At 38.3% G+C, this 22,589-nt stretch carries 25 protein-coding genes; 11 read left to right on the forward strand and 14 right to left on the reverse strand.

The window, feature by feature from the left end:
- Positions 1 to 38: 38 nt before the first annotated feature.
- Positions 39 to 275, forward strand: a complete 237-nt coding sequence (locus MKZ25_RS16910; protein ID WP_079523677.1) for a DUF1540 domain-containing protein — start codon at positions 39 to 41, stop codon at positions 273 to 275.
- A gap of 67 nt (positions 276 to 342) precedes the next feature.
- Here the strand turns inward: MKZ25_RS16910 and MKZ25_RS16915 are convergent, their stop codons facing one another.
- Together MKZ25_RS16915 and MKZ25_RS16920 are read right to left on the reverse strand one after the other, a co-directional pair.
- The gene (locus MKZ25_RS16915; protein ID WP_340803052.1) at positions 343 to 582 is read right to left on the reverse strand and encodes a hypothetical protein; all 240 of its coding nucleotides are present in this window, start codon (positions 580 to 582) and stop codon (positions 343 to 345) included.
- Between the two features lie 68 nt (positions 583 to 650).
- Positions 651 to 1,907, reverse strand: a complete 1,257-nt coding sequence (locus MKZ25_RS16920; protein WP_340802487.1) for an MFS transporter — start codon at positions 1,905 to 1,907, stop codon at positions 651 to 653.
- Between the two features lie 266 nt (positions 1,908 to 2,173).
- Between MKZ25_RS16920 and MKZ25_RS16925 the strand changes: the two genes are divergently transcribed.
- Complete coding sequence (locus MKZ25_RS16925) at positions 2,174 to 2,734, forward strand: DUF3298 and DUF4163 domain-containing protein (RefSeq protein ID WP_340803042.1); 561 nt, start codon at positions 2,174 to 2,176, stop codon at positions 2,732 to 2,734.
- A 104-nt stretch (positions 2,735 to 2,838) separates the two neighbouring features.
- Here the strand turns inward: MKZ25_RS16925 and MKZ25_RS16930 are convergent, their stop codons facing one another.
- Entirely contained in the window at positions 2,839 to 4,236 is a 1,398-nt protein-coding gene (locus MKZ25_RS16930; protein WP_340802488.1) for a hypothetical protein, read from the reverse strand.
- Positions 4,237 to 4,463: 227 nt separating this feature from the next.
- Between MKZ25_RS16930 and MKZ25_RS16935 the strand changes: the two genes are divergently transcribed.
- Positions 4,464 to 4,709 carry a hypothetical protein gene (locus MKZ25_RS16935; protein ID WP_340802489.1) on the forward strand — a complete coding sequence of 82 codons (246 nt, stop codon included), beginning with the start codon at positions 4,464 to 4,466 and terminating at the stop codon, positions 4,707 to 4,709.
- A gap of 46 nt (positions 4,710 to 4,755) precedes the next feature.
- On the opposite strand, the gene MKZ25_RS16940 is transcribed toward MKZ25_RS16935, so the two are convergent.
- Genes MKZ25_RS16940 through MKZ25_RS16965 form a run of 6 tightly spaced genes read right to left on the reverse strand, consistent with a single transcriptional unit; the run spans position 4,756 to position 10,678 of the window.
- Positions 4,756 to 6,093 (reverse strand): gluconate:H+ symporter, encoded by a 1,338-nt coding sequence (locus MKZ25_RS16940; protein WP_340802490.1) that lies wholly within the window; start codon positions 6,091 to 6,093, stop codon positions 4,756 to 4,758.
- A 57-nt stretch (positions 6,094 to 6,150) separates the two neighbouring features.
- A complete protein-coding gene (locus MKZ25_RS16945; RefSeq protein WP_340802491.1) occupies positions 6,151 to 7,155 on the reverse strand; it encodes a LacI family DNA-binding transcriptional regulator in 1,005 nt (334 codons plus the stop codon).
- Positions 7,156 to 7,158: 3 nt separating this feature from the next.
- On the reverse strand, positions 7,159 to 7,995 hold the full coding sequence (locus MKZ25_RS16950) for an SDR family oxidoreductase (RefSeq protein ID WP_340802493.1): 837 nt from the start codon (positions 7,993 to 7,995) through the stop codon (positions 7,159 to 7,161).
- Positions 7,995 to 9,065: a mannonate dehydratase gene (gene uxuA / locus MKZ25_RS16955; RefSeq protein WP_340802495.1), complete on the reverse strand. Its 1,071-nt coding sequence runs from the start codon at positions 9,063 to 9,065 to the stop codon at positions 7,995 to 7,997. The genes MKZ25_RS16950 and uxuA overlap by 1 nt, the downstream gene beginning before the upstream one ends.
- Before the next feature lie 3 nt (positions 9,066 to 9,068).
- Positions 9,069 to 9,698, reverse strand: coding sequence for a bifunctional 2-keto-4-hydroxyglutarate aldolase/2-keto-3-deoxy-6-phosphogluconate aldolase (locus MKZ25_RS16960; protein ID WP_340802498.1), 630 nt, complete (start codon positions 9,696 to 9,698; stop codon positions 9,069 to 9,071).
- Positions 9,699 to 9,721: 23 nt separating this feature from the next.
- A complete protein-coding gene (locus MKZ25_RS16965) occupies positions 9,722 to 10,678 on the reverse strand; it encodes a sugar kinase (RefSeq protein ID WP_340802500.1) in 957 nt (318 codons plus the stop codon).
- Positions 10,679 to 11,070: 392 nt separating this feature from the next.
- On the opposite strand from MKZ25_RS16965, the gene MKZ25_RS16970 reads away from it, so the two are divergent.
- Entirely contained in the window at positions 11,071 to 11,955 is an 885-nt protein-coding gene (locus tag MKZ25_RS16970; protein WP_340802502.1) for a patatin-like phospholipase family protein, read from the forward strand.
- 56 nt (positions 11,956 to 12,011) lie between these two features.
- Here the strand turns inward: MKZ25_RS16970 and MKZ25_RS16975 are convergent, their stop codons facing one another.
- Positions 12,012 to 12,980: a tRNA dihydrouridine synthase gene (locus MKZ25_RS16975; RefSeq protein ID WP_340802504.1), complete on the reverse strand. Its 969-nt coding sequence runs from the start codon at positions 12,978 to 12,980 to the stop codon at positions 12,012 to 12,014.
- Between the two features lie 146 nt (positions 12,981 to 13,126).
- Entirely contained in the window at positions 13,127 to 13,903 is a 777-nt protein-coding gene (gene nadX / locus MKZ25_RS16980) for an aspartate dehydrogenase (RefSeq protein ID WP_340802506.1), read from the reverse strand.
- A gap of 167 nt (positions 13,904 to 14,070) precedes the next feature.
- Between nadX and MKZ25_RS16985 the strand changes: the two genes are divergently transcribed.
- On the forward strand, positions 14,071 to 14,511 hold the full coding sequence (locus MKZ25_RS16985; protein WP_340802507.1) for a YtoQ family protein: 441 nt from the start codon (positions 14,071 to 14,073) through the stop codon (positions 14,509 to 14,511).
- An 89-nt stretch (positions 14,512 to 14,600) separates the two neighbouring features.
- On the opposite strand, the gene MKZ25_RS16990 is transcribed toward MKZ25_RS16985, so the two are convergent.
- Entirely contained in the window at positions 14,601 to 15,455 is an 855-nt protein-coding gene (locus MKZ25_RS16990; protein WP_340802508.1) for a malate synthase, read from the reverse strand.
- Between the two features lie 559 nt (positions 15,456 to 16,014).
- Here MKZ25_RS16990 and hpaB point away from each other — a divergent pair.
- Positions 16,015 to 17,469, forward strand: coding sequence for a 4-hydroxyphenylacetate 3-monooxygenase, oxygenase component (gene hpaB, locus MKZ25_RS16995; protein ID WP_340802509.1), 1,455 nt, complete (start codon positions 16,015 to 16,017; stop codon positions 17,467 to 17,469).
- An 85-nt stretch (positions 17,470 to 17,554) separates the two neighbouring features.
- The gene (locus MKZ25_RS17000) at positions 17,555 to 17,692 is read left to right on the forward strand and encodes a hypothetical protein (protein WP_340802510.1); all 138 of its coding nucleotides are present in this window, start codon (positions 17,555 to 17,557) and stop codon (positions 17,690 to 17,692) included.
- Positions 17,693 to 17,857: 165 nt separating this feature from the next.
- Here MKZ25_RS17000 and MKZ25_RS17005 read toward each other — a convergent pair whose 3' ends face one another.
- Positions 17,858 to 18,070: a hypothetical protein gene (locus tag MKZ25_RS17005; protein WP_340802511.1), complete on the reverse strand. Its 213-nt coding sequence runs from the start codon at positions 18,068 to 18,070 to the stop codon at positions 17,858 to 17,860.
- Between the two features lie 16 nt (positions 18,071 to 18,086).
- Positions 18,087 to 18,263: a DUF2642 domain-containing protein gene (locus MKZ25_RS17010; RefSeq protein ID WP_340802512.1), complete on the reverse strand. Its 177-nt coding sequence runs from the start codon at positions 18,261 to 18,263 to the stop codon at positions 18,087 to 18,089.
- A gap of 156 nt (positions 18,264 to 18,419) precedes the next feature.
- Here MKZ25_RS17010 and MKZ25_RS17015 point away from each other — a divergent pair, with 156 nt between their 5' ends.
- The 4 genes from MKZ25_RS17015 (at position 18,420) to splB (ending at position 22,562) form a co-directional block, all read left to right on the forward strand.
- Complete coding sequence (locus MKZ25_RS17015) at positions 18,420 to 19,118, forward strand: glycosyltransferase family 2 protein (protein ID WP_340802513.1); 699 nt, start codon at positions 18,420 to 18,422, stop codon at positions 19,116 to 19,118.
- Positions 19,111 to 20,253, forward strand: a complete 1,143-nt coding sequence (locus MKZ25_RS17020; protein WP_340802514.1) for a glycosyltransferase — start codon at positions 19,111 to 19,113, stop codon at positions 20,251 to 20,253. Before MKZ25_RS17015 ends, MKZ25_RS17020 begins: the two co-directional genes overlap by 8 nt.
- Complete coding sequence (locus MKZ25_RS17025) at positions 20,250 to 21,314, forward strand: polysaccharide pyruvyl transferase family protein (RefSeq protein WP_340802515.1); 1,065 nt, start codon at positions 20,250 to 20,252, stop codon at positions 21,312 to 21,314. The genes MKZ25_RS17020 and MKZ25_RS17025 overlap by 4 nt, the downstream gene beginning before the upstream one ends.
- Positions 21,315 to 21,533: 219 nt before the next feature.
- Entirely contained in the window at positions 21,534 to 22,562 is a 1,029-nt protein-coding gene (splB, locus tag MKZ25_RS17030) for a spore photoproduct lyase (RefSeq protein ID WP_340802516.1), read from the forward strand.
- Positions 22,563 to 22,589 lie beyond the last annotated feature (27 nt).

Consider the following 22,589-nt stretch of genomic DNA (forward strand, 5'->3'; position numbering starts at 1 on the left):
TTTACTTCAACATTGCTAAATCAAAGAGGAGGAAAACTATGCCAGCTTTAGAGGTGAAATGTACTGTATCAGATTGCTTTTTCCATGCAAAGGGGAATTTTTGTGGGGCCGAAAAAATAGAAATCGATATGGAAAGTATAACCAACAAAAAAGAGCGGTCGGAATTTGCTTCTGACTTTGATTTGCAAGCCCCTAAACAAAAAGAAGCCAAGTCTTCCAGCGACACTTGCTGCAAAACATTTATTTGTAAAAAAGATGCAGAAAAGCGGCACTAAGTAATTTGAAGAAGCTGTCTAGAAAGTGTATACCACTTATTTAGACAGCTTCCTTTTTATTGCAGGTTTAATGCGGTCCGTTGCCACCTAACTGCCCACTGCCGGGCACTTCATTGACCTTGTAAGTACCGCTGTCTACTTCCAGATTTTCCGTTAAAGGACGAAGCGGCATTTCATCGTTCGTCTTCACTTCCTGTTCCTTGGCAAGCATGGCAAGCGTTTCATTATACGAAGGACCTGAAGCTGCATTCAGACGTTTTACTTCATCAACATCTGTTCCTGCTTTTGTGAAATTTTTTTCGTTCATACATCCACCTCCTCCGCTATTAGGATGTACGATGATTAATTGTTTATGTAACTATTAGTTAATCAATCCTATAATGTTTCCGTAACATGCGCTTCTTTGTACAACATAATTCCAACTAAACCGACTAATGAAAAAAGAACCGGAATTATAAAGCCATAAAAATAACCAGATTGTATATTTATCGAGCTTGCCTGAACATAATCCAAAATAGCACCTAAAAAAATCGGCAGTAAAACGGCACTTAAAAAGCCTCCTGTATTTGCAAATCCCGATACAATGCCTGACTCTGTCATTGGGAATGACTGCCTTACAGCAGCAAATGTCAATGCACTTGCTCCATACCCGAAGCCGATAAGGAAAAAAAGAATGATGACCCCAACTAAGGATGGATACCCTTGAAATAAAAGAAACATAAACCAGCTGGCAAAAACAAGCGATTGTACCGCTATATAAGGTTTTTTAATCGATTCATACATACTTGCCACCCAGCTCATAAATGGAGCCCCAATAATTGCTCCGACCAGCCCTACCATAATTAACTGGCTCGCTTGAGACCGGCTCATTTCGTAAAGATCCATTCCATACGGTACAGCCCATGAACTGATAAACCCGACATACCCGCCAACTACCCCAAAGTGGCATAAAAATAAAGCCCATGCTTGACGGCTTGAAAAAACTCTTTTTACAATGCCCGCTGTTTTTTCGCGTTGGGCAGTTTCTGTTACTACAGGACTAGTTTGCGGAAAAGCCTTTTTTGCTTGTTTTATTAGCACCATAAATAGCAGTATGCCGCATAAGCTTACAAGAAGACCTAAAGAGAAAAATGCCCATCTCCATCCAAAGAGTCCAATCCAAGCAGAAAATGGAACAGTCGCCAACAGGAACCCTAAACTGCCTGTCATCCCGGCAAAACCGACTAATCGGACAAATTCCTTCTTATAAAACCACTGGCCTAATATGAGCATCATATTAACCCATATCGTCGCATCCCCTATTCCGGTAAAAATTCGCGATATAAATAATACCGATTCATGTGTACCGACACTGTAAAGAACTGTCCCCACACCGGTAAGGACGGCACCAAAAATAAGAAAGAAATTCGGACCGAAGCGATCCGCCAAAATCCCCATCGGTATTTGCAGACTAGTATAAACAAAAAATTGCACCCCTGTTATCAATCCGATTGTCGTAGCCGTAATATTAAAGTCGTGCATCAGCTGATCAGTAATTAATCCGGGCGCTGTCCGTTGACTGGCCATCAGTAAATACGTAAGCAATACTGAAACAAATACGATCCATCTGTACTTACTATTTTGCTTTTCCAATGATCACTGCTCCCATAAATTTTTTATTTACACATTTGAATTTTTAATTATGCGTTCTTTTTCTTCTTCATTTTATGAAAGTACCTTGCCTGTTATCTTTTCGAGCCAACACTTTCATAAAGTTATATACCCTACATATAAATAACAGTATGCAGGGTAAGTTGCATAGTTTTTATTTAAGAAAAAAAGGTGAAGGAAGTGAAACTATTCTTCAAATTGGTCCAATGCCTGTAAGTACTGTTCGTTTAGATTATGGACCGAATCAATTGGTATATTATCCACATGTTTTTTACAAGTTTGATCAGTCGTGGGAAAACGAGATGAATGAGACGATTAAGGAGCAAGTACACAAACAAATTGCACAGCAAGTTGGCGAAATGCCGACATCAGTAGAAGAAATGCAAGGGCTATACGAAATAAAAAACAATCAGCGGCAAGTATTAAGCTTGAGCCTCTCTAATTATACGTATCATCAAAAGGCCGCACATGGAATGACGACAATTGAATCAATGACATTTGATATAGAAAAAAAGAAGCTATGTACACTCAAGGATTTATTTAAACCCGGCAGCAATTATGTCAGAAGACTATCTGCTCTTGTCGATATTCAAATACAGGAGCGGGACCTTCCTACACTAGGAGATTTTCAGGGTATAAGTCCAGATCAGGATTTCTATATTGCAGATAAAACACTCGTTATTTACTTTCAGCTATATGAGATAACACCATATGTTGTAGGTCTGCCAATGTTTCCGATTTCTGTTTTTGATCTGGCAGATATTATCGACGAATCCGGTCCGCTTGGCAGATTGGCGACTAACGGTTAATGTTAATTAAAAATGTACTATATTTTTAATTTCAAAATATAGTACATTTCTTTTCATACTTGTAATGAGGTGCCAAGAAAAAAATTATATGTCCCCTTCCAATGTTAAATAATGAAAAGCGCTACAATCGTCGTCACGATTAAACCGATGATTACCGGTACAAGATTTCTTCTTGCAAGCTCAAACGGGCTAACATTACAAATGGCTGCCGCAGGAATAAGCGCCCATGGAACAAGTGTCCCTCCACCTACCCAAATGGCCGCAATTTGACCAAGAGCAGTCAATGTTGCAGTACCTTCTCCGATTGCAGTACCAAATAGATTACCGAGTGACCCTACTAAAGAAATTCCGGAAAAGCCGGATCCGTCCAGTCCTGTAATAGCCCCGACACCTGTCAATGTCACAACAGCAATTTCCGTTGTTAATGGAACAAGCGCCGCCAGTCCCATACCAAGGTCATTCACAATACCATGTGATGTTTCAGGCAGATGATTTCCGAGAATTGTAAGGAATCCTGCGTCCCCTAAATAGAAAAATGCCGCAATCGGAATGACCGGTCCAAATACTTTAAACCCAAACTGGAATCCTTTAATAAAGTAGCTCGTTGTTTGGTCGAGCCCCTTCTTTTTATAAGCAATCACACAAAGTATCAGCAGGATAAAAACAGAAGTGCCTCCTACCAGCGCTGTTGCGTCTCCTCCTTGAAGATCGAAAATAGCCATTGCAACAACATCCAGTATAAAGGCAACCGGAATTAAAAGAGCGAAGATTTTCTTCTGGGTCATCGATAAGAGTTCTTCTGTTTGCTCCAGCTCTTGCTCCGTACTATTATCATACGTTCCGACTAAAGGAATAGTGCCGCGCTTCATATCACGTTTCAAAAAGTAAAATGCTACTGCTGTCGTCACAACCCCCATCGTTATGACTAGAGGAATACTTGCCGATATAACATCTCCTACAGGAAGCCCGGCAGCATCGGCCGTTAACTTCGGGGCGCCTTGAATAATAAAATCACTGGATAAAGCAATCCCGTGACCGAATAAGTTCATTGCCATAGCCACACCTAATGCCGGCAGCCCCGCTCTTATTGCTACTGGCAATAAAACAGCTCCGAGCAGCGCTACTGCAGGTGATGGCCAGAAAAACCATGAAATGATCATCATTAATATCCCGATTGTCCAAAATCCTAGTGTCGGGTTTTTAATAATCTTTGTAAAAGGGGCAATCATTACTTCATTAATTCCTGTTTTCGTAAGTACCCTGCTCATCGCAACGATAATTGAGATAATTAAAATAGTAGATAGAAGTTCGGTTATTGCATAAATAAAGCTATTAAATACCCCTCCAATTGAAGAAACAAAATCCCCTGTCGCGACGAAAGCAATAACGAAAATCCCCACAATACTAATCAGTGTTGTGTCCAGACGCCTCACCATAAAGATAATGATCAGCATGATGAAAACAACATAGATCCAGTGGAGAGCTGTTATTTCAATCCCCATACTCTACCTCTTTTCCTTTTTACTTAGCATATGGAGAGAAAAGAAAGGTTGTGAGCGCCTAGTAACAATATATATTTTTTAAGTTTTTATGTTATTCGCCTAGATTCTATAAATCATAGCCCAATGTTAGTAAGGACATTCTAAAATAACTTCATCAGTCATTTATGTTTATTTATTGATGGTAAAGAGACATATTACATATATACGATAAAAATAGAGGTGTAATTATGGCGATTTGTCCGTTATGCAATGCATTAGAAAAAGTCAGTATGGATTGTCCTACATGTAACAGTCCGCTACAGGATGGAGGAAAAGTAGCCGATTACTCAGATCCATACGGACATTATAATGACGAAAATACTGTTAAGCTTTTTGACGGCTATCCAAATACCGCTAAAGACGAGATTTGCCCACATTTACTCGTTTGTAAAGAGTGCAGCTTTGAGCGGGTCCTGTTTATACAGGAACAATAAAAAGCATGTCCGAAATAAAGTTTCGGACATGCCATAATCAAAATTATCAAATAAATATATCCAAGATCAATACTACGCCAAGACCTACAATCGAAGTCGTGAATAGTAATAGCCCCCATGTTTTAAATGTATCTTTGATCGATAAGTTAAAGTACTCTTTAAACAGCCAGAACGATGCATCATTGACATGTGTAATTGTATTACTGCCCGCCGCTGTTGCCAAAACCATCAGTACCGGATTGACATCAAATGTATGGATTAACGGTCCTACAATACCTGCAGCTGTAATCGCCGAAACAACCCCTGTACCAGTAGCAATACGAATAACCGCTGTAATCAGCCATGCCATAATTAACGGATTAATGGACGTGTTTTGCATTACACCTGCAATAAGATCACCGATGCCTGTATCCAGAATGATCTGTTTAAATGCCCCACCAGAACCGACGATAAAGATTATCATTGCAATACCTTCTATCGCACCTGAGAACGAATTCATTACTTCTTTCATCGTACGTCCAAGACGGATGCCAAATACATAAATTGCAATCAGTACTGCCAAAATCATACTAATCTCAGCACTACCTAAAAAGTTGATAAATTGGCCAACAGCCGAATCTTTATCGAAAATCATATTGTAAATCGTAGCACCTGTAATAATAATCGCCGGTAATAATGGAATCAATAAACTAATTCCAAACCCTGGTGCCTCATCCAAATTTACTTCTTCAGATTTTTTCAGTAATGGAGGTATTGGCAAATCCAAATTTTTCAAAACACGCGGAAGAATTATTCCTGCTGCAATAATAGCCGGTACTGCTACAACAATCCCTAGCAGATAGACCATTCCCATATCCGCACCATATGCTTCTACAAGTGCAGTCGGACCTGGCTGTGGCGGGAATATACTATGCGCCATTGTAGCAGCTGCAACCATTGTAATTCCTAAGCGCAAGTAAGGCATTTTCGCTTCAATCGCAATTGAAATTACTAATGGTGCCAAAATAATAAACGCCACTTCATAGAATACGGAAATACCGAAAATCGCTCCGACAATCAAAATCGCCCATTCTACATTTTTGGCTCCGAATTTTTTGAGCAAGGTCGAGGCAACTCGTTGGGCAGCCCCTGAATCAACCATTAACTTCCCGAGAACTGCACCCATACCGATAATAATCGCTAAACTACCAAGTGTGCTCCCAAAGCCTGTTTTTACAGATGTCACAACATCCGTTAACGATAAACCATTTAAAACCCCAACAAGAATTGCAACAATTAGTAAAGCTAATACACTATTTAATTTTACTACGATGTTTAAATATAATAATAAACCGACACCAAGTGCGACCCAGATGATCGGTAAATAGTCTACTATGAAATCCATGTTTTCCCCCTAGGTTAATAGCTGTATCTCCATGCAATAATCGATATAGCTTTTGTATTAATGACTTTGACGCATATTAAGTTGGCCACCAAAGCGGATAGTTTTGTAGTCAGACAGCTTTTGATCCCCTTTGATTTGCTGTAGTAACAACTCCACGGCTTTATTCGCCATTTGTGTTGTCGGCTGTGAAATGGTCGTAAGTTGGGGTGTAAACAAGTTTGCAAATGATACATCATCAATTCCAATAACGGCTAAGTCTTTTGGAATTGCAAGTTGATGCTCTTTTGCAAAATTTAAGATTTCGACTAATACACGGTCACTGCCTGCGATGATCGCTTCCGGCCGTTGATCCAGTTCAAACATATTACGAAGAGATACTTTCATTTCTTCGACTTCGACACTATGTATATATTGATCTTTTACTTGTATGCCTCTACTCACTAAAGCTTTTTTATAACCTTCTATTCGCTCCAGCCGTGGTGTAATATTACGTGTTACCGGTGCGGTCAGCATAGCTATCCTGCTATGCCCGTTATCGGTCAATGCCTTTACCGCCATTTCTGCCGCTTGTTCATTTTCCAATAAAATAGAAGGAATTCCTAACCCCTCTATCGTACGGTCCATAAAAACAATCGGATATTTTTTCTTTTTCATTTGCTCATACAAATCCAGATTATCGCCAGTCGGGAAAATAATCATCCCATCCACCTGTTTTGCCATGAGCATTTCAATGTACTGTCGTTCTTTTTCAGGTTCATCATCCGCATTGCATACAATTGTATGAAAGCCGTGTTTATTAAAGTTCAGTTCAATTGCTCTAATAATATGAGTGGAGAATGAATGTAGAATATTCGCGACAATAATTCCTACAGTGAAAGTAGACTTTTGCGACAAACTACGAGCAATAATATTTGGTCGATATTTAAGCTCTCGAATGGAATATTCCACTTTTTTTCGGGTATGCTCACTCATATATTCATAGCGGCCATTCAAATATTGCGATACAGTACTTTTAGAAACCCCTGCATGCTTTGCGACATCGGAAATAGTGGTATTTTTCAAATATCACACCCCCGAATATGCGTTAAAGCCACCATCTACTGCAATTGTTGTTCCCGTTATAAATGATGAATAAGATGAGTCCAGTAAAAATAGCAGCGCACCTAATAATTGATCTGGTTCACCAAATTTTTTCATCGGAGTTGCTTCAATTATTTTTTTCGAACGTGCTGTATACTCTCCTTCTGCATCAACGAGCAGATCTTTATTTTGCTGAGTAATGAAAAATCCCGGTGCAATTGCATTTACACGTAATCCTGTTTCAGCAAAGTGAACAGCCATCCAGCTTGTATAGTTGTTGATCGCCGCTTTTGCTGCACTATACGCGGGAATTTTCGTTAATGGTGTGTATGCGCTCATTGATGAAATATTAATGATGGCTGGATTTTCGGCTTGTAAAAGCGCCTCTCCAAACACTTGGCACGCCAGGAATGTCCCTGTGAAATTTAAAGAAAATACATCAGAAAAACCATTTTCCTGAAGATCAAAAAATGAAAGACCTGTAGAATTTTCCTCATAATACTCTTTTTCTGTAATCGCATCCGGATGATTTCCGCCTGCACCGTTAATTAAAAAGTCAATACGTCCAAACTGCTCAAGAATCTGTTCTTTTGCTGCAAGTAAAGAATCTTTGTTAAGTACATCAGCTGTTATAGCCACAGCTGTTCCACCTTCTGCAACGATCTCTTCTTTAACTGCTTCAACCTTTGACTCAGTACGTCCGACAATCGCTACCTTTACATCATGGCGTGCCAATTCCAGTGCCATTTTTGAACATAGAACACCGCTGCCGCCTGTAATTACCGCTACTTTATTTGCTAAATTTTCGTGTATTGGAATCATTATTTGCCTCCTAATTGTTCGCTGTAAGCATCCCATAAACCATTTAAATACATAATGCCGAGTGCGCGATCATATAAACCGTAGCCCGGGCGACATACCTCTCCCCATAAGTGACGGCCATGGTCTGGTCGCACATAGCCTGTATAATTCTGATTATGCAAAGTTTTTACGATCCCTTTAATATCTATTGAACCATCTGATGTAAAATGAGATGTTTCTGCAAAGCTGCCATTTTCATAGATTTTAACGTTACGTATATGGGCAAACGGTGAACGGTAAGCATATTTTTCAGCAATCGCAACCATATCATTTTCTAGTGATGCACCCATCGAACCCGAGCAGAATGTAAAGCTGTTCGCTATAGAATCATTGATCTGGATTAATTTTTCATAGCTAGCGGCTCCTGTAATGATACGCGGTAAGCCGAAGATCGAGTACGGTGGATCATCCGGATGGATCGCCATGCGTATTCCAACCTCTTCAGCAACAGGGATAATAGCTTCTAAAAAGTAGCGCAAGTTGTCCCATAGCTTTTGCTCATCCACTTCTTTATACGCTTCGAAAAGTTCCGCGATACGGGCCATACGTTCAGGCTCCCAGCCCGGTAATGTTAAATCAGAAGCTTCACTAACCGTTTTCACAAGCTGCTGCGGATCAAGACTTTGTACTTTTTCTTTATCGAAGTAAAGTGCTGTCGACCCGTCTTCAAGTGGGTGGAACATCTCTGTACGCGTCCAGTCGAAAATCGGCATGAAATTATAACAGATTACTTTTACACCAACTTCAGCTAAGTTACGTATTGTTTGTTTATAGTTTTCAATATATAAATCACGGTCACCAATACCAAGCTTAATATCTTCATGAACGTTGACACTTTCAACAACATCAATATGGAAGCCTTTTGATTGTATATAATCCGCTTCTTCTTTAATTTCTTCTATTTCCCAAAGCTCGCCTGCAGCTTTTTGATGCAAAGCCCAAACAATTCCTTTAACATTCGGAATCTGGCGTATATGATCAAGCGTTACTGTATCATTGTCTCTACCGTACCAACGAAATGTAATATTCATCTTTTACACCTCTCCTTTTTTTACTGCTGCTACATATTTTCTGCTCGCTTCTACAACTGCTGCATGTCCACCTGTTGCATAAGCTTTATTTAGATCGCTGCCGATCCCTACTGCGATTGCTCCCGCATCAAGCCATTCACCAATATTTTCAGTATTTATGCCACCAGTCGGCATAATCTGTACGTGTGGTAATGGACCTTTAACCGACTTAATGAACGAAGGCTTAAAGTTATTAGCAGGGAATAATTTAATCACATCACAGCCATATTCAAGTGCCGATACCATCTCCTGAATCGTCATACAACCCGGGAAATATGGAATAGCATAACGGTTGCATACTTTTGCTACTTCTTTACTAAACTGTGGACCTACAATAAATTTTGCTCCATTCAAAATCGCATGGCGTGCTGTTTCCGCATCAAGCACCGTTCCTGCACCTACTACTGCATCAGATTTACGGAATGCTTCCAGGACTTGCTGCGTATTTGGCGTTGTGTAAGTGAGCTCGATTAAATGAATGCCCCCTTCAATCGCTGCATTTGAAAGTGCAATTGCTTCTTCAGCTGAATTACCTCGTATTACTGCGACTACTTTTGAACTTGTGATCGCTGCTAATGTTTCAGTCTTTGCCATATGTCCATCTCCCTTTTTTGTGATTAGCGTTCAATTGCTTTTTTATTGTTCATGAAGTCGAGCACTTCCTGCAGTTCCGGCAATCCTTCATTATCACCTTTTACAGTCGTTACTAACGCGCCTACCGCATTCGCAAAGGTAAGGCTTTCTATTGGTGAATAATTGTGAAGAGTGGCGTATATATAACCTGCATCAAACCCGTCTCCGGCACCAACCGTATCAATTGGCGTAATCTTGAAAGCTTCTTTTTCATACCAGACATTTTCTAAATAAAGTCTTGCACCATTAGCTCCATCTTTAATGACGAGTTGTTCAATTCCGTATTGCTTTGCAAAAGCTTCCAATGCTGGTTTGCTTACTTCATCTTGAATAAGCTCCATTTCTTCCAGCCCTGCCAGTAAAATATCTACGTAAGGGAAAACTTGCTCATATGCTTTACGTGCTTCTTCAATCGTCCATAGTTTTAGTCGAATATTCGGATCGAACGATATCTTTATGTTTTTTTCTTTCGCCTTTTTTAGTACAGCTAGAACGATTTGAAGATTTTTTGGAGCGATTGCCAAAAATACACCTGTTAAATGGACCATCGACACGTTATTCAACAATTCTTCGGTAATATGTTCTGGCTCGATTGTCAGTACTGGAGAATGATGACGGTAGTAAAAAGTTTTTCCGGAGCCGTCTTCGCGAATTTCCTTAAAGTTCAGTGATGTCGGATACCCGTCAACGAACTCAACTTCCGATACATCAATGCCTTCTCCTCGTGCAAATTTGTATATCCCTATACCGAATTCATCATTACCTAGGCGACTCATCCATTTCGACTGCAATCCAAGTCGGGAACAACCAATAGCAAAGTTTAACTCTGCCCCACCCGCTTTTTTAGCAAAGCTTTGCACATAACGGAGCGGTCCTGTTTCCGATGGGTTAAACGTAACTAATGCATCTCCTAATGTAAAAACAGTTGGATTTGTAGTCAAAATTATTCCTCCTTGAGCAAACTCTTAAGCAAAATATTATTTACTAAACCGGTTTAGTAAATTGAATTATTCAAATCTTACATTGAAAGTGCTTTCATTTCAATAGTAAATTTTAGAATATTTTAAAATGAAAGTGTTTTTCGACAGTACTGAATGCTGTTACATAAGGGGTTAATACGCTTTATCAGGTCTAATTTTTCTTTTTTTAAAAAAATAATCATTTTCATAGTAATTCGAAATATCTTTGCTTTATTCATCATTAATAAACCCATTTTGTTTTTACCAACATATACTGTTATGACGGCAAATTTAAATATCGTTTCACTAAACTTCCAAATTATAACTATTAATTACATTTAATGGACTTACTAATAAAAGAAAGGAGAGAACGGATGATTGTAGACGGGGTTTTTTCAGGCGGTGGTATTAAAGGTTTTGCATATGTTGGAGCCATTCAGGCGCTCGAAGAAAAAGGCATTAAATTCGAACGTGTGGCCGGTACGAGTGCCGGGGCTATATTAGCCACCTTTATCGCTGCAGGATTTAACACTAAAGAACTTGAGGAGATTTTTGACGAATTGAATTTAAAAGTTTTACTCGATCCTCCGAAATTTATTATCGAGCTTCCATTTTTAAAATGGCTTAATTTATATAAAAGAATGGGATTGTATCGCGGTAAATCTCTGGAAAACTGGTTTCTCGAAAAGCTGGCGACAAAAGGCATCTATACATTCGGAGATTTACCAAAAGGGATATTGAAATTAGTAGCTTCCGATTTAACGAACGGCAAAATTCTTGTTCTTCCCGATGATTTGCAACAATATAATATCGATCCAAATACTTTTCCGGTCTCCCGTGCATTACGCATGAGTTGTGGTCTTCCATTCTTCTTTGAACCTGTCTATTTAAAAAACGGAAAAAGCGAGTCTGTTATTGTAGATGGTGGGGTTTTGAGTAACTTTCCAATGTGGATTTACGATAATGGAAATAAAGAGCGGCCCGTTCTTGGTATGAAACTCAGTAGTTCAAGCGAGGACATGAAGCCACATGATATTAATAATGGGATTCAACTTTTTGAAGCTTTATTTAGTACAATGCAAACTGCACATGATAATCGTTATATTTCCCGTAGACACGAGAAGGATATTATCTTTATACCGGTTGAAGAATATAGTGCAACCCAATTTGATTTAGATGAGGCGACTAAAAATAAATTGATGGGCATCGGAAAAGAGCGGACAGCTCAATTTTTAAAAACATGGTCCCCCGTTTGGTAAAAACCTTCAATACTTGCAAAAAGGCATGATTCCATTTATCGGAATCATGCCTTTATTTATTCTTCTTTATTTAACTCGAAGCTATGAAGCAATGCACGTACTTCATCGGTAGATTTCGTGTTCATCAACTGATTTCTCAACTCTCCAGCTCCGCGGAAGCCTTTTACATAAATTTTGAAAAAGCGGTGAAGACCTGACATTGAACGAGGCAGTTCTTCGGCATACTTGTCCTGCAGATCAAGCTGCAGTTTCAGAAGATCAAGATACTCCTCTGGACTGTGCTCTTTTGGTTCCTTTTCAAAAGCGAACGGATTTTTGAAAATACCGCGTCCAATCATTACTCCATCAATTCCGTACTTTTCTGCAAGCTCTAAACCAACTTGACGGTCCGGAATATCACCGTTAATTGTTAACAGTGTATTTGGAGCGATCTCATCACGCAATGCTTTAATTTCCGGAATAAGCTCCCAATGTGCATCAACAGCACTCATTTCTTTTCGTGTACGTAAATGAATGGAAAGATTAGCAATATCCTGTTTTAAAATATGTGTAAGCCACTCTTTCCACTCGTCTATCTCTTTATACCCAAGACGTGTTTTCACGCTTACAGGCAGACCCCCTGCTTTAGCAGCTTCGATTAGTTCTGCTGCCACATCCGGACGTAAAATCAGACCGCTGCCTTTCCCACGTCCTGCAACATTCGGTACCGGGCAACCCATATTAATATCAATTCCTTTGAAGCCCAACTCCGCCATACCAATGCTCATTTTGCGGAAGTTTTCAGGGTTGTCTCCCCAAATATGTGCAACAATCGGTTGTTCATCTTCTGTAAACGTTAAGCGACCACGGACACTTTTGATCCCATCAGGATGACAGTAACTTTCCGAGTTAGTAAACTCCGTGAAAAATACATCCGGTCTTCCTGCTTCAGCCACTACATGCCGAAATACTAAATCTGTTACATCTTCCATCGGCGCGAGTACAAAAAACGGTTTCGGTAACTCTTGCCAAAAATTCTCTTTCATATGTTAAGTTCAAATCCTCTCATTACAACAATCATCATTCTTACTTTTAAATTTCCTCTAACAATATTAGCGTAAATAGTACAGAAAAGTAAAAGCAGATGATTTAAAAAGCAGTCTTTTACTAAAAAGACTGCTTATTTGTTTCATTAGCCGATAAGTAGCTTCCGGTTTATTCTTTTTAGCGTTCCTAAAATACTCATCGCTGCCAAATAACTCGTTTTAGGATTTGCAGGAAGCGGATTATTTTTAATAGTAAATGATGCTTCCCCAAAATCCCCTGTCACTTCAATTTGATGAATATTTTTATCGATTCTCGGATCGGCCACTAATAGGACTTTCGTTTCTTCAAATCCCATTCCAGCCAGTGCAAGCACAATCGATACGTTCATATTTTTCGGGTAAAGTCTAATTGCTTCTGTCGCATTCCCTTCAAATATCACTTTCTCTTCCTCGATAGTTTCCTCAATTAACGATTTTGCAGGTTTGCGTGTTGTTAGTGAAACGGATGTAACTGTGCCAAGCACTTGCGCATTTTGAAGTAAATCCAATCCGCCGATTGCACCGGACGGCAAATAAAGTCTCCTGTTGAATTCATCCGCCAAGTTGTTCAGCCCTGTCAACAGCTCCTCGTCCCCCAATGCCCCAATGCTGATTATGACGACATCCTTTTTCCTGATAGCTGCCGGAAGCAATGCATGAACTGCTTCAATATTTGCAGCCTCCACAACAATATCAATTTCCGACTCCAAAAATGCATCTAATTCTGTGTACAGCTTTATGCCATAATTGGATTCAAGCAATTGATGCTTTCCCCTATCCCTCACAAATACACTTGTAATACGCAGGTTTTCTTGCAGCTTTTCATTTATTTCTTCCAACAGAAAATGAGCAATTGCACCCGCGCCAATTAAACCGATTCTCATTGTATACCTCCTTTAAATCTTCTTCTATTTTCAATAATGCTCTTCTATAAACATATCATATTTTCAGTAATGCATTCCCCGCGTTCTTTTAGCAGAGGCTTTACTTCAAATATAGGGGCCAATTCGTTAGTATGAAGATGAGTCAAGAAATTAGAGGAGGCATTTGTATGAAACTGACAGTTTATTTAGCAGGCCAGATTCATGATAATTGGCGGGAAGAAGTTGCGCAAAAGGCGGAGGAAAAAAATCTTCCATTACACTTTGTAGCACCACAGACAGACCATGACCGTTCGGATAATATCGGCGAGCAAATTTTAGGTGCTCAGCCTTCAGCATATTATAAAGACAATGCTGCATCAGACATTAATAATTTCCGGACACAAGTATTAATGCAAAAAGCAGATATCGTCATTGCGTTATTCGGTGAAAAGTATAAACAATGGAATACCGCAATGGATGTAAGTACAGCGATTGCAATGAATAAACCGACAATCATCATCCGTCCCGAGTCATTAATTCACCCTTTAAAAGAGCTGTCCAATAATGCAAACGTGACTGTAGAAACGGTTGACCAGGCGATTGAAGTTATTCGTTACATTTTCGATTAAGCGTTATTAAAAGCAATTCCCATAAAAGTATACGTCAAAAAAGAACGAACTCCCCTTGGAATTCGTTCTTTTAATGATTATTTATACGATTAAATACGCTTCAATGCACCATTAGGTTGTGGTAATTCTGACGCTGTTATTTCATTCATTTTACAGAAATGCGTAAAGAATTGTTGAGCTAGCTCTTTTTCCTGAGGGTCCGTTTTCAAGGAAACGATATCACGTAAAATTTGAGCCATCCACACATTATCAAAATAACGATGCTTACCTGTATTCCACGTCATTTTGTGAGTAAATTTCTCGTTTACATAATAGTTCCAGAACAGCATTTGCTCTGCTTCCTGTTCTGTCAGCTTAATTCTGTATTTTGAATGTGCCGGAATATATCCATCTTCACTCAGTTTCCCGATAAAATTCTCTTCTACCATATACACACCTAAAATGCGTCGGTCTTTTTCAGGCGAATTTTCATCTACAGCCGTTAACAAAACGGCACTGTTTAGATGCAGGCGAATAGGCTTTACAGGCTTTCCTTTATTAACACCGCTTTTCGTTAATCCTGAAAACACTTTCCAATCTGAAAAAGCTGTTTGCTGTTCTTCAGTGTCACACCAAAAGACTAATTGTGATTCTGGGTGAAGCTTGAAGTTTTTCATATGTTTTTCATGTATTAAACGAGTTTCCTGATTTTTACGCTGGAGTTTTAAATTCTCTTCTTTTTGCCACTCTTCTTCTCTTCGTTCAAGTTCTTTTTTCTGAATAATTTTTTCAAGTGTTTGAACATCATCTTTGTCGTGAAGTACTAAGTGCTTTCCGAATACATCAGGGAAAACAAACTTTTTACTTTCAGATGCGAAATGTATTTCAATACTTGATTCATTCTGTTGAACAATACTACCCGTTCCGAAATGCTTATGTGTAACCTTTTTATTGATTAGATTCATTATTTAAATCCTCCTTGTAAAATAAAAACACAGTTACGTTACATCGTCTGTCAATACTCAACCCTTTTTTGGGCTTAGACAACTGCCTGAATTTTTTGCTTTCATGAATAAAAAAAGTACATAAAAACGTATCCTTAATACAGAATTAAAAAAGCACAAAGAATACATAATACGCACCGAAAACAATTATAAGACTATTATAACATTTTTTTAAAGAAAATACAAAAATTTTATTGACTTTCTATTTTGCGTTAGATAAAATTAAACTTTTATTCTCAACCAATTAAAATATTTATCCCTTAAAATTGTAATAGGCATCGGATTCGGACGTATAAAAACACGTCTCTACCCGATGCTTTTTTTCTTTCTTGACTCAACAAATGTTACAGTTGCACAGCTCCTTTTAAAAAGTTACTGTTACGATTCACTTTAGTACCGGTCCTTACATATGTTGCGTATATAAAAACATACAAAGAGCGACCAGTTTTAGTTCAAGCCTTCATTTGCATATAAGTAAGTAAATGGCTGGCGATATTTATGAAACTTAAGGAGTGGATGCATGGGTGCAATTAATGGTGAAAGTTATATTAGCCGATTAAATGCGTTAAATAATGAAATATGGCTGGACGGAGAAAAAGTGGAAGGTTTGTTATCTGAGCACTCTGCCTTTAAAGGGCTAATTCAGACGAAAGCTTCCCTCTATGATTTACAGCATGATCCTAAAATTGTAGATGAAATGACTTACTTATCCCCTCTTTCAGGAAAGCGTGTCGGTTTTTCCTTTTTAATGCCTAAAACGAAAGAGGATTTAATAAAAAGGCGAAAAATGATGGAACATTGGGCCAGACATACACATGGGATTCTAGGGAGAAGTCCCGACTATCTGAATTCCGTTTTAATGGGTTTCACCTCATCAGCAGCACTTCTTGAAGGTCAGGAAAACTGTTACCCAGACAATCTCCGTGCATTTTTTGAAATGGTGAGAGAAAATGATTTATCGCTTACCCATACATTTATTACACCTCAGGTTAATCGTTCTCAAAGTTATATTGAACATACAAATGAACCTATTTCTGCAAAGGTTGTCGCGGAAACTGAAGATGGCCTTATTATAAAAGGCGCACGTCTTTTAGCGACACAAGGCGGTTTAACTGATGAAGTGTTTGTATTTAATGTCGGTAAACTTGTATTCGGTGAAGATGAAACTTTTTCTTTTGCTGTCCCATCGAATACGAAAGGACTAAAATTTATTTGCAGAGATTCCTTTATAGGTGGAGAATCTGTATTTGATCATCCTTTAAGCTCAAAATATGAAGAAATGGATTCCATCGTCGTATTTGACAATGTATTAGTACCATGGGAACGTGTCTTTTTTTATAACAATGTCGAGGTTGCCGAAAAATTCCTTATTCAAAGTGCTTTTAATCATTTTGCCAAGTCTCAAGTCTTAATCAGGCAAATAGTGAAGACGGAATTTATTTTAGGAATTGCCGAACTCCTCATCGAAACGATCAAAGTTTATGAATATCAGCACATCCATGAAAAAATGTCGGAAATTATTGTTGGCTTGGAGACAATGAAAGCACTATTGGAGAAATCGGAGAATGATGCATCACTTGATGAATACGGCTATTTACGACCAGCTATTTTCCCCTTGAAAGTTGCCGGTTATACGTTTTCAAAAATTTATCCACGTCTCACTGAAATCATTCAGCTTATTGGTGCAAGCGGAATGATTACACTACCAACAGAAAAGGCATTTCACTCCCCAATTAGAGGCGATTTGGATCAATACCTTCAAGCTGCAACAAAACCTGCTGAAGAGCGAGTAAAAATATTCCGATTGGCCTGGGATTTAACGATGAGTTCATTTGGAACGAGGCAAACACAGTATGAACGTTTCTTCTTCGGTGACACCGTTCGGTTAGCGACCGAATTGTATTTTACTTATCCTAAAAAAGAATTTGTAGAGGCAATTTATACTTTCCTCAGTCGGAATAAGGAAGAACGTTGATTTCTTAAGCACCATTGGAATCGAACTAATCTTATACTCCCGCATATACTAGAGTAGAACGATAATCAAAAAGGATGATGTTTAAATGACATTGCTGGAAATGGTGAGCTTTATTGTGGCATGTACAAATCCCCATCCATTTGACGAAAATACAAATCCCAATGTAATTGAAGAAAGCAGCGATATGAACCGCTGGGAAAATGAGGGCGGAAGAACCCTTTAATTGATTCAACTTACTGTTAATATAATGATGGCTTCCAATTACAATTGATATAAAAAATATCACTTTTCTCTATGGAAAAAAGTGATATTTTTTGCGTGTTTTTAAGCCATCCCTTTAGGGTGCTTGTCCCAATTTAGATTGTACTTTTCTCCATCGTTTACGCGCTTAACCAAACATCGGTACCTGTATATAACTAATTTGTTCTAAAACAACAATTCTTGTTGTACTTTCTCGCTCATATGTGTCTGTAGATTCTGTTAAAGTCAGGAAATCCTGATTTACAGATTCCAGTTTTCCGGTAATAAGTTCCTCACCAACCGCTACTGTTATTTCCTGATTTAATAATCTCAAAAGCTGAATATATAAAATGCCATTCAATCTAATCCCCTCCTTTTTAATAAGCTATATTTTTAATGCTAGTTAACGGAATGTACAGGAAGTTCGAGTTTGAAGAAAGTGTTATATAGTCAAAGTTTACTTCCAATAAAGTACCCGTGACTTTTCCATACTCCGTTGCAACTGTGAGACTCGATTCTTTTAAAGTTCCGAGAATATTACGTAATTGCCACATATTTACCCCCCTTTATGATGTTATGTTAAAAGGATATGTTTGCCGGAGAAACTTGCTTGGGTAAATATTCTGTTTTTTAAGATTCCCCCAAAAATATAAGTATGCCGCACAATTATTGTGAAATAAGATTCATATCATACTACTGAGGTGAGAAGTATGAAGGAAAGACAGGAAGGTTTAGTAAGTGTAGTTATTCCATGCTATAATGCCGCGCCATTTATAGTAGATTGCCTAGACGGCCTTAAAGCACAAAAATACAATAAAATGGAGATCATTCTTATAAATGATGCGTCAACTGACAACACCCCTAAAATAGTTGATGACTGGCTGGAAAATGAAAATCCTCCTTTTTCGGTTATTGTATGTAACCTGCCTGTAAATACAGGCTTTGCCGGGGCTCTAACAATCGGATACTTTATGAGTTCCGGCGAGTATATTGCAGTTAATGATGCAGATGACATTTCGCACCCTCTGCGTTTTGAAAAACAAGTAGATTTTTTGTTAAACAATCCAGATTACGATTTAGTCGGATCAAATTACCAAGTATTCTACGATGGGAATTTAGAAGCGCTCGGTAAAATGGCCGACTGGTTGAAGTATGGTGAGTCTATACGGAAATGTTATGAAGCAGGCGGTCATTGTGTTTGTCATGGAACGATTCTATTTCGCGGAAAAATTTTTGATAGGCTTGGTGGCCCGACTCGAAGAATTGTCGGAGCAGAAGATTATGAATTCATCGTAAAATTTTTGAATGCAAAATTAAAAATAGACAATCTGAAAGATATTTTATATTACTACCGGAAACATGATCAACAACGTTCCAATACTTTTTATGGAGGTGATAAGAGTGGCTGACGAAAGGATATTATTAGTAGTAGATGCTTTATATATCGGGGGAACCGAAACCCATGTTTTAGGCTTGGCAAAAGAACTGGTTAAAAATAATGTATTTGTGGCGATTGCAGCAAATAAAACCGGTAGTTTAGTTGATACATTTGAAGCATTAAACTGCCCTATTTATTCAATCGAATTTCCAAAATCAATTTCTTTGGAAAAAAATGATGAAATGGCATTAGTAAAAGAAATCGAGAAAATTATCGAGGCCGAAAATATTACTCATATTCATATTCATCAGGCCCCTTCCGGATATTTAGCTGGTAAAGCAGCCGAAAATAGAAATATCCCTACAATCATCACCATACACGGAACATATTATCCTAATCATGAAATACAAGAACTCCTTAAATTATCCGATGCAGTCATCTGTGTAAGCCCTCCTTTATGCAACTATGTAAAAACATTTGATATAAAAAGTCCTTATTTAATACCAAACGGAATCAATTTAGAGGATTATCCAAAAAATCGCCCTGTAAAAGATATAAGAAGTGAATTGAAAATACCTGAAGATGCTCCCCTTCTTCTCTATGCAAGCAGAATTACATGGGCAAAAGCACAAGTTTGTTCTATTTTTTTAAGGGCTTGCAAAGATCTCAAATTAACTACTATCCCTAAGCTTCATGTCATTGTAGTAGGTGATGGCAATAAATTGAGCGAGATAAAATCATTAGCTCGAATGATTGAAGAAATGTGTGACGAGGCTTTTATCCATATAGTAGGAGAGCAAAAAAATATGCACCTCTATTACTCAGCAGCAGATTGTGTTGTAGGCACAGGCCGTGTAGCTTTAGAGGCTATGGCTTCAGAAAAGCAAGTTGTTGCAGTCGGCAACCATGGTTATTTTGGAATTGTGGATATGAACAATTTCGAAGATGCCTGGAGTCATTATTTTGGAGACCACGGTTCAAAAGCAACTTGCAGCAGACACATATTACGGGATGATTTGAAGAAAATCTTGATGGATCAAAACCGTCTGAAACTAAACGGGATTAAAGCAAGGGAAATAGCCGAGGAACTATTTAATATTAATAATGTAGTAAAAGAAACATTGAAAGTTTATTCCGAGACGAGGAAAGGTGGGATAAAAAAATGAAAAAGGTATTATATATAGGCTGGATCGGGTTTAATAATTTAGGTGATGAACTGTTATGGCATATTTTCAAAGATACGTGTACCAAATACTTGGATAAAGAAAAAATCACCGTTAAGCCATCAATGCCCGGAACTGACTTAAAAAATCTTGACGAGTTTGATACGGTTGTACTCGGTGGAGGCTCATTGTTATTGCCGGGCTACCTTCAAATTCTGCAAAATGCCATTCATAAAGGAAAATCAGTACTCATATGGGGATCCGGGTTAGATTGGATTGAAGAGTCAAACCTGAATTTATTGATAAATGATCAACTGACTTCTTTGGAACAAAACTTTAAACAAAAAGATATCGATGTACTGGAAGAAGTTTTGGAGCATGCGCTTTTTGTAGGTGTTCGAGGGCCCCTAACAAAAAAAGCGGTCGAAATTATGGTTGGCAAAGAAAAATCGGAAAAGGTTAAAATAATCGGCGACCCTGCTTTACTATTACAAAATAAAGATGCAATAAAGCCTCATGTACAAGAAAAAATAATCGGGGTCAATTGGGGAACAACATTTAATCGTTTATACGGAGCAAATGAAAATTCAGTAGAAGAACAATTAGTCGTAGCAGTGAAAAGACTAATTGACAAGGGTTATAAAATACTGATTTATACGATGTGGTCAGACGATATATCCCATTGCGAAAGACTTTATAATAAAATCGGCGACACAGAAAATGTACAATTAGATAAAAATCTTTATACCGAACAGCAAATGATCAATAAGTTATCAACATGTACTGCAACGGTAAACTTTAAACTCCATGCCAATTTACTGTCTATGGCTGCAGGTATACCAGCGATTCCACTGGGCTACCGCTTCAAAGTTTTTGATTTTGCAGCACTGCTCGGATTACTGGATCTAGTCGTTTCTACAAGTTCAAAGCAGTTAACGGATGACGTGTTACATCGTATCGCAATGATTGAAAAAAGAGAACTAATGCCAGTTAAGCAATACAATTCGGCCCAGCTGACATGCACCCCACTTTTAGAATCACCATTCACCAATCAATATCTTTAACTTTATACATTTAACAAGACTCCACTTTCCAACAACCCGGGCTCAGGATACTGGTTGGTTCAAGACTGTTTAGCGAATTTTAAGGAGTCTTTTTTTTTTGAAAAAATTACATATAAAAGGAAAGAAATAAGCTTGATTCCGCAATAAATCCCTTCTCATAAATACTTCTTTCTTAAGACAAACTAAAGCAAATCTAAAAAGAAGGTGTTGTGCAAAAACATGAATAAACCTTTCGTGCCACAGCTTGTTTATTTTGAACCGAAAGCATTGGACTATCCGCTCGGTAAAGAATTAAAAGAAAAATTTGAAGCATTGGGCATTGAGATACGTTATACAACCTCCCACAACCAAATAAGAAATTTCCCTGGAGACAATGATTTGCAAAAGTATCGAATCGCAAAATCTACCCTTGTCGTTGGTATTCGTAAAACTTTGAAGTTCGATACGTCCAAGCCATCCGCAGAATATGCTATTCCGCTTGCTACAGGGTGTATGGGGCACTGTCACTATTGCTATTTACAAACAACAATGGGAAGCAAACCTTACATCCGCACTTATGTAAATGTGGAAGAAATATTTGGTGCGGCTGATCGGTATATCGAAGAACGTGCCCCTGAAATCACAAGGTTTGAAGCGGCATGTACTTCCGATATTGTTGGGTTGGATCACTTAACACATTCATTAAAGAAAGCGATAGAGCATTTCGGCCAAACTGAGTTAGGCAGGTTAAGGTTTGTTACAAAATTTCATCATGTTGATCATTTACTCGATGCAAAACATAATGGCCATACACGATTCCGTTTTAGTATTAATGCGGATTATGTTATAAAAAATTTCGAACCCGGTACTTCCTCACTCGCCCAGCGTATTGAAGCAGCAGGCAAAGTAGCGAGAGCGGGGTATCCTCTCGGGTTTATCGTAGCACCGATTTACCTTCACGACGGATGGCAGGATGGCTACTATCATATGTTTGAACGACTTGACGCTGAGCTCCCCCAAGATGTTCGTGAAGATATAACATTCGAATTTATCCAGCACCGTTTTACAAAGGCTGCTAAAAACGTGATTAATAAAAACTATCCAAAGACAAAGCTTAAATTGGACGAATCTGTAAGACGAGTAAAGTGGGGAAAATACGGAATCAGTAAGTATATTTATCAAAAGAACGAAGAAGATGAAATGAAAGAACAGCTCTACAGCTATATGGAAAAGTTCTTTCCACATGCGAAGCTGGAATATTTCACTTAAAAACCAAAAGCAGACACGTTCAAATTG

This window comes from Solibacillus sp. FSL W7-1464, assembly GCF_038004425.1.
Lineage (GTDB): Bacteria > Bacillota > Bacilli > Bacillales_A > Planococcaceae > Solibacillus.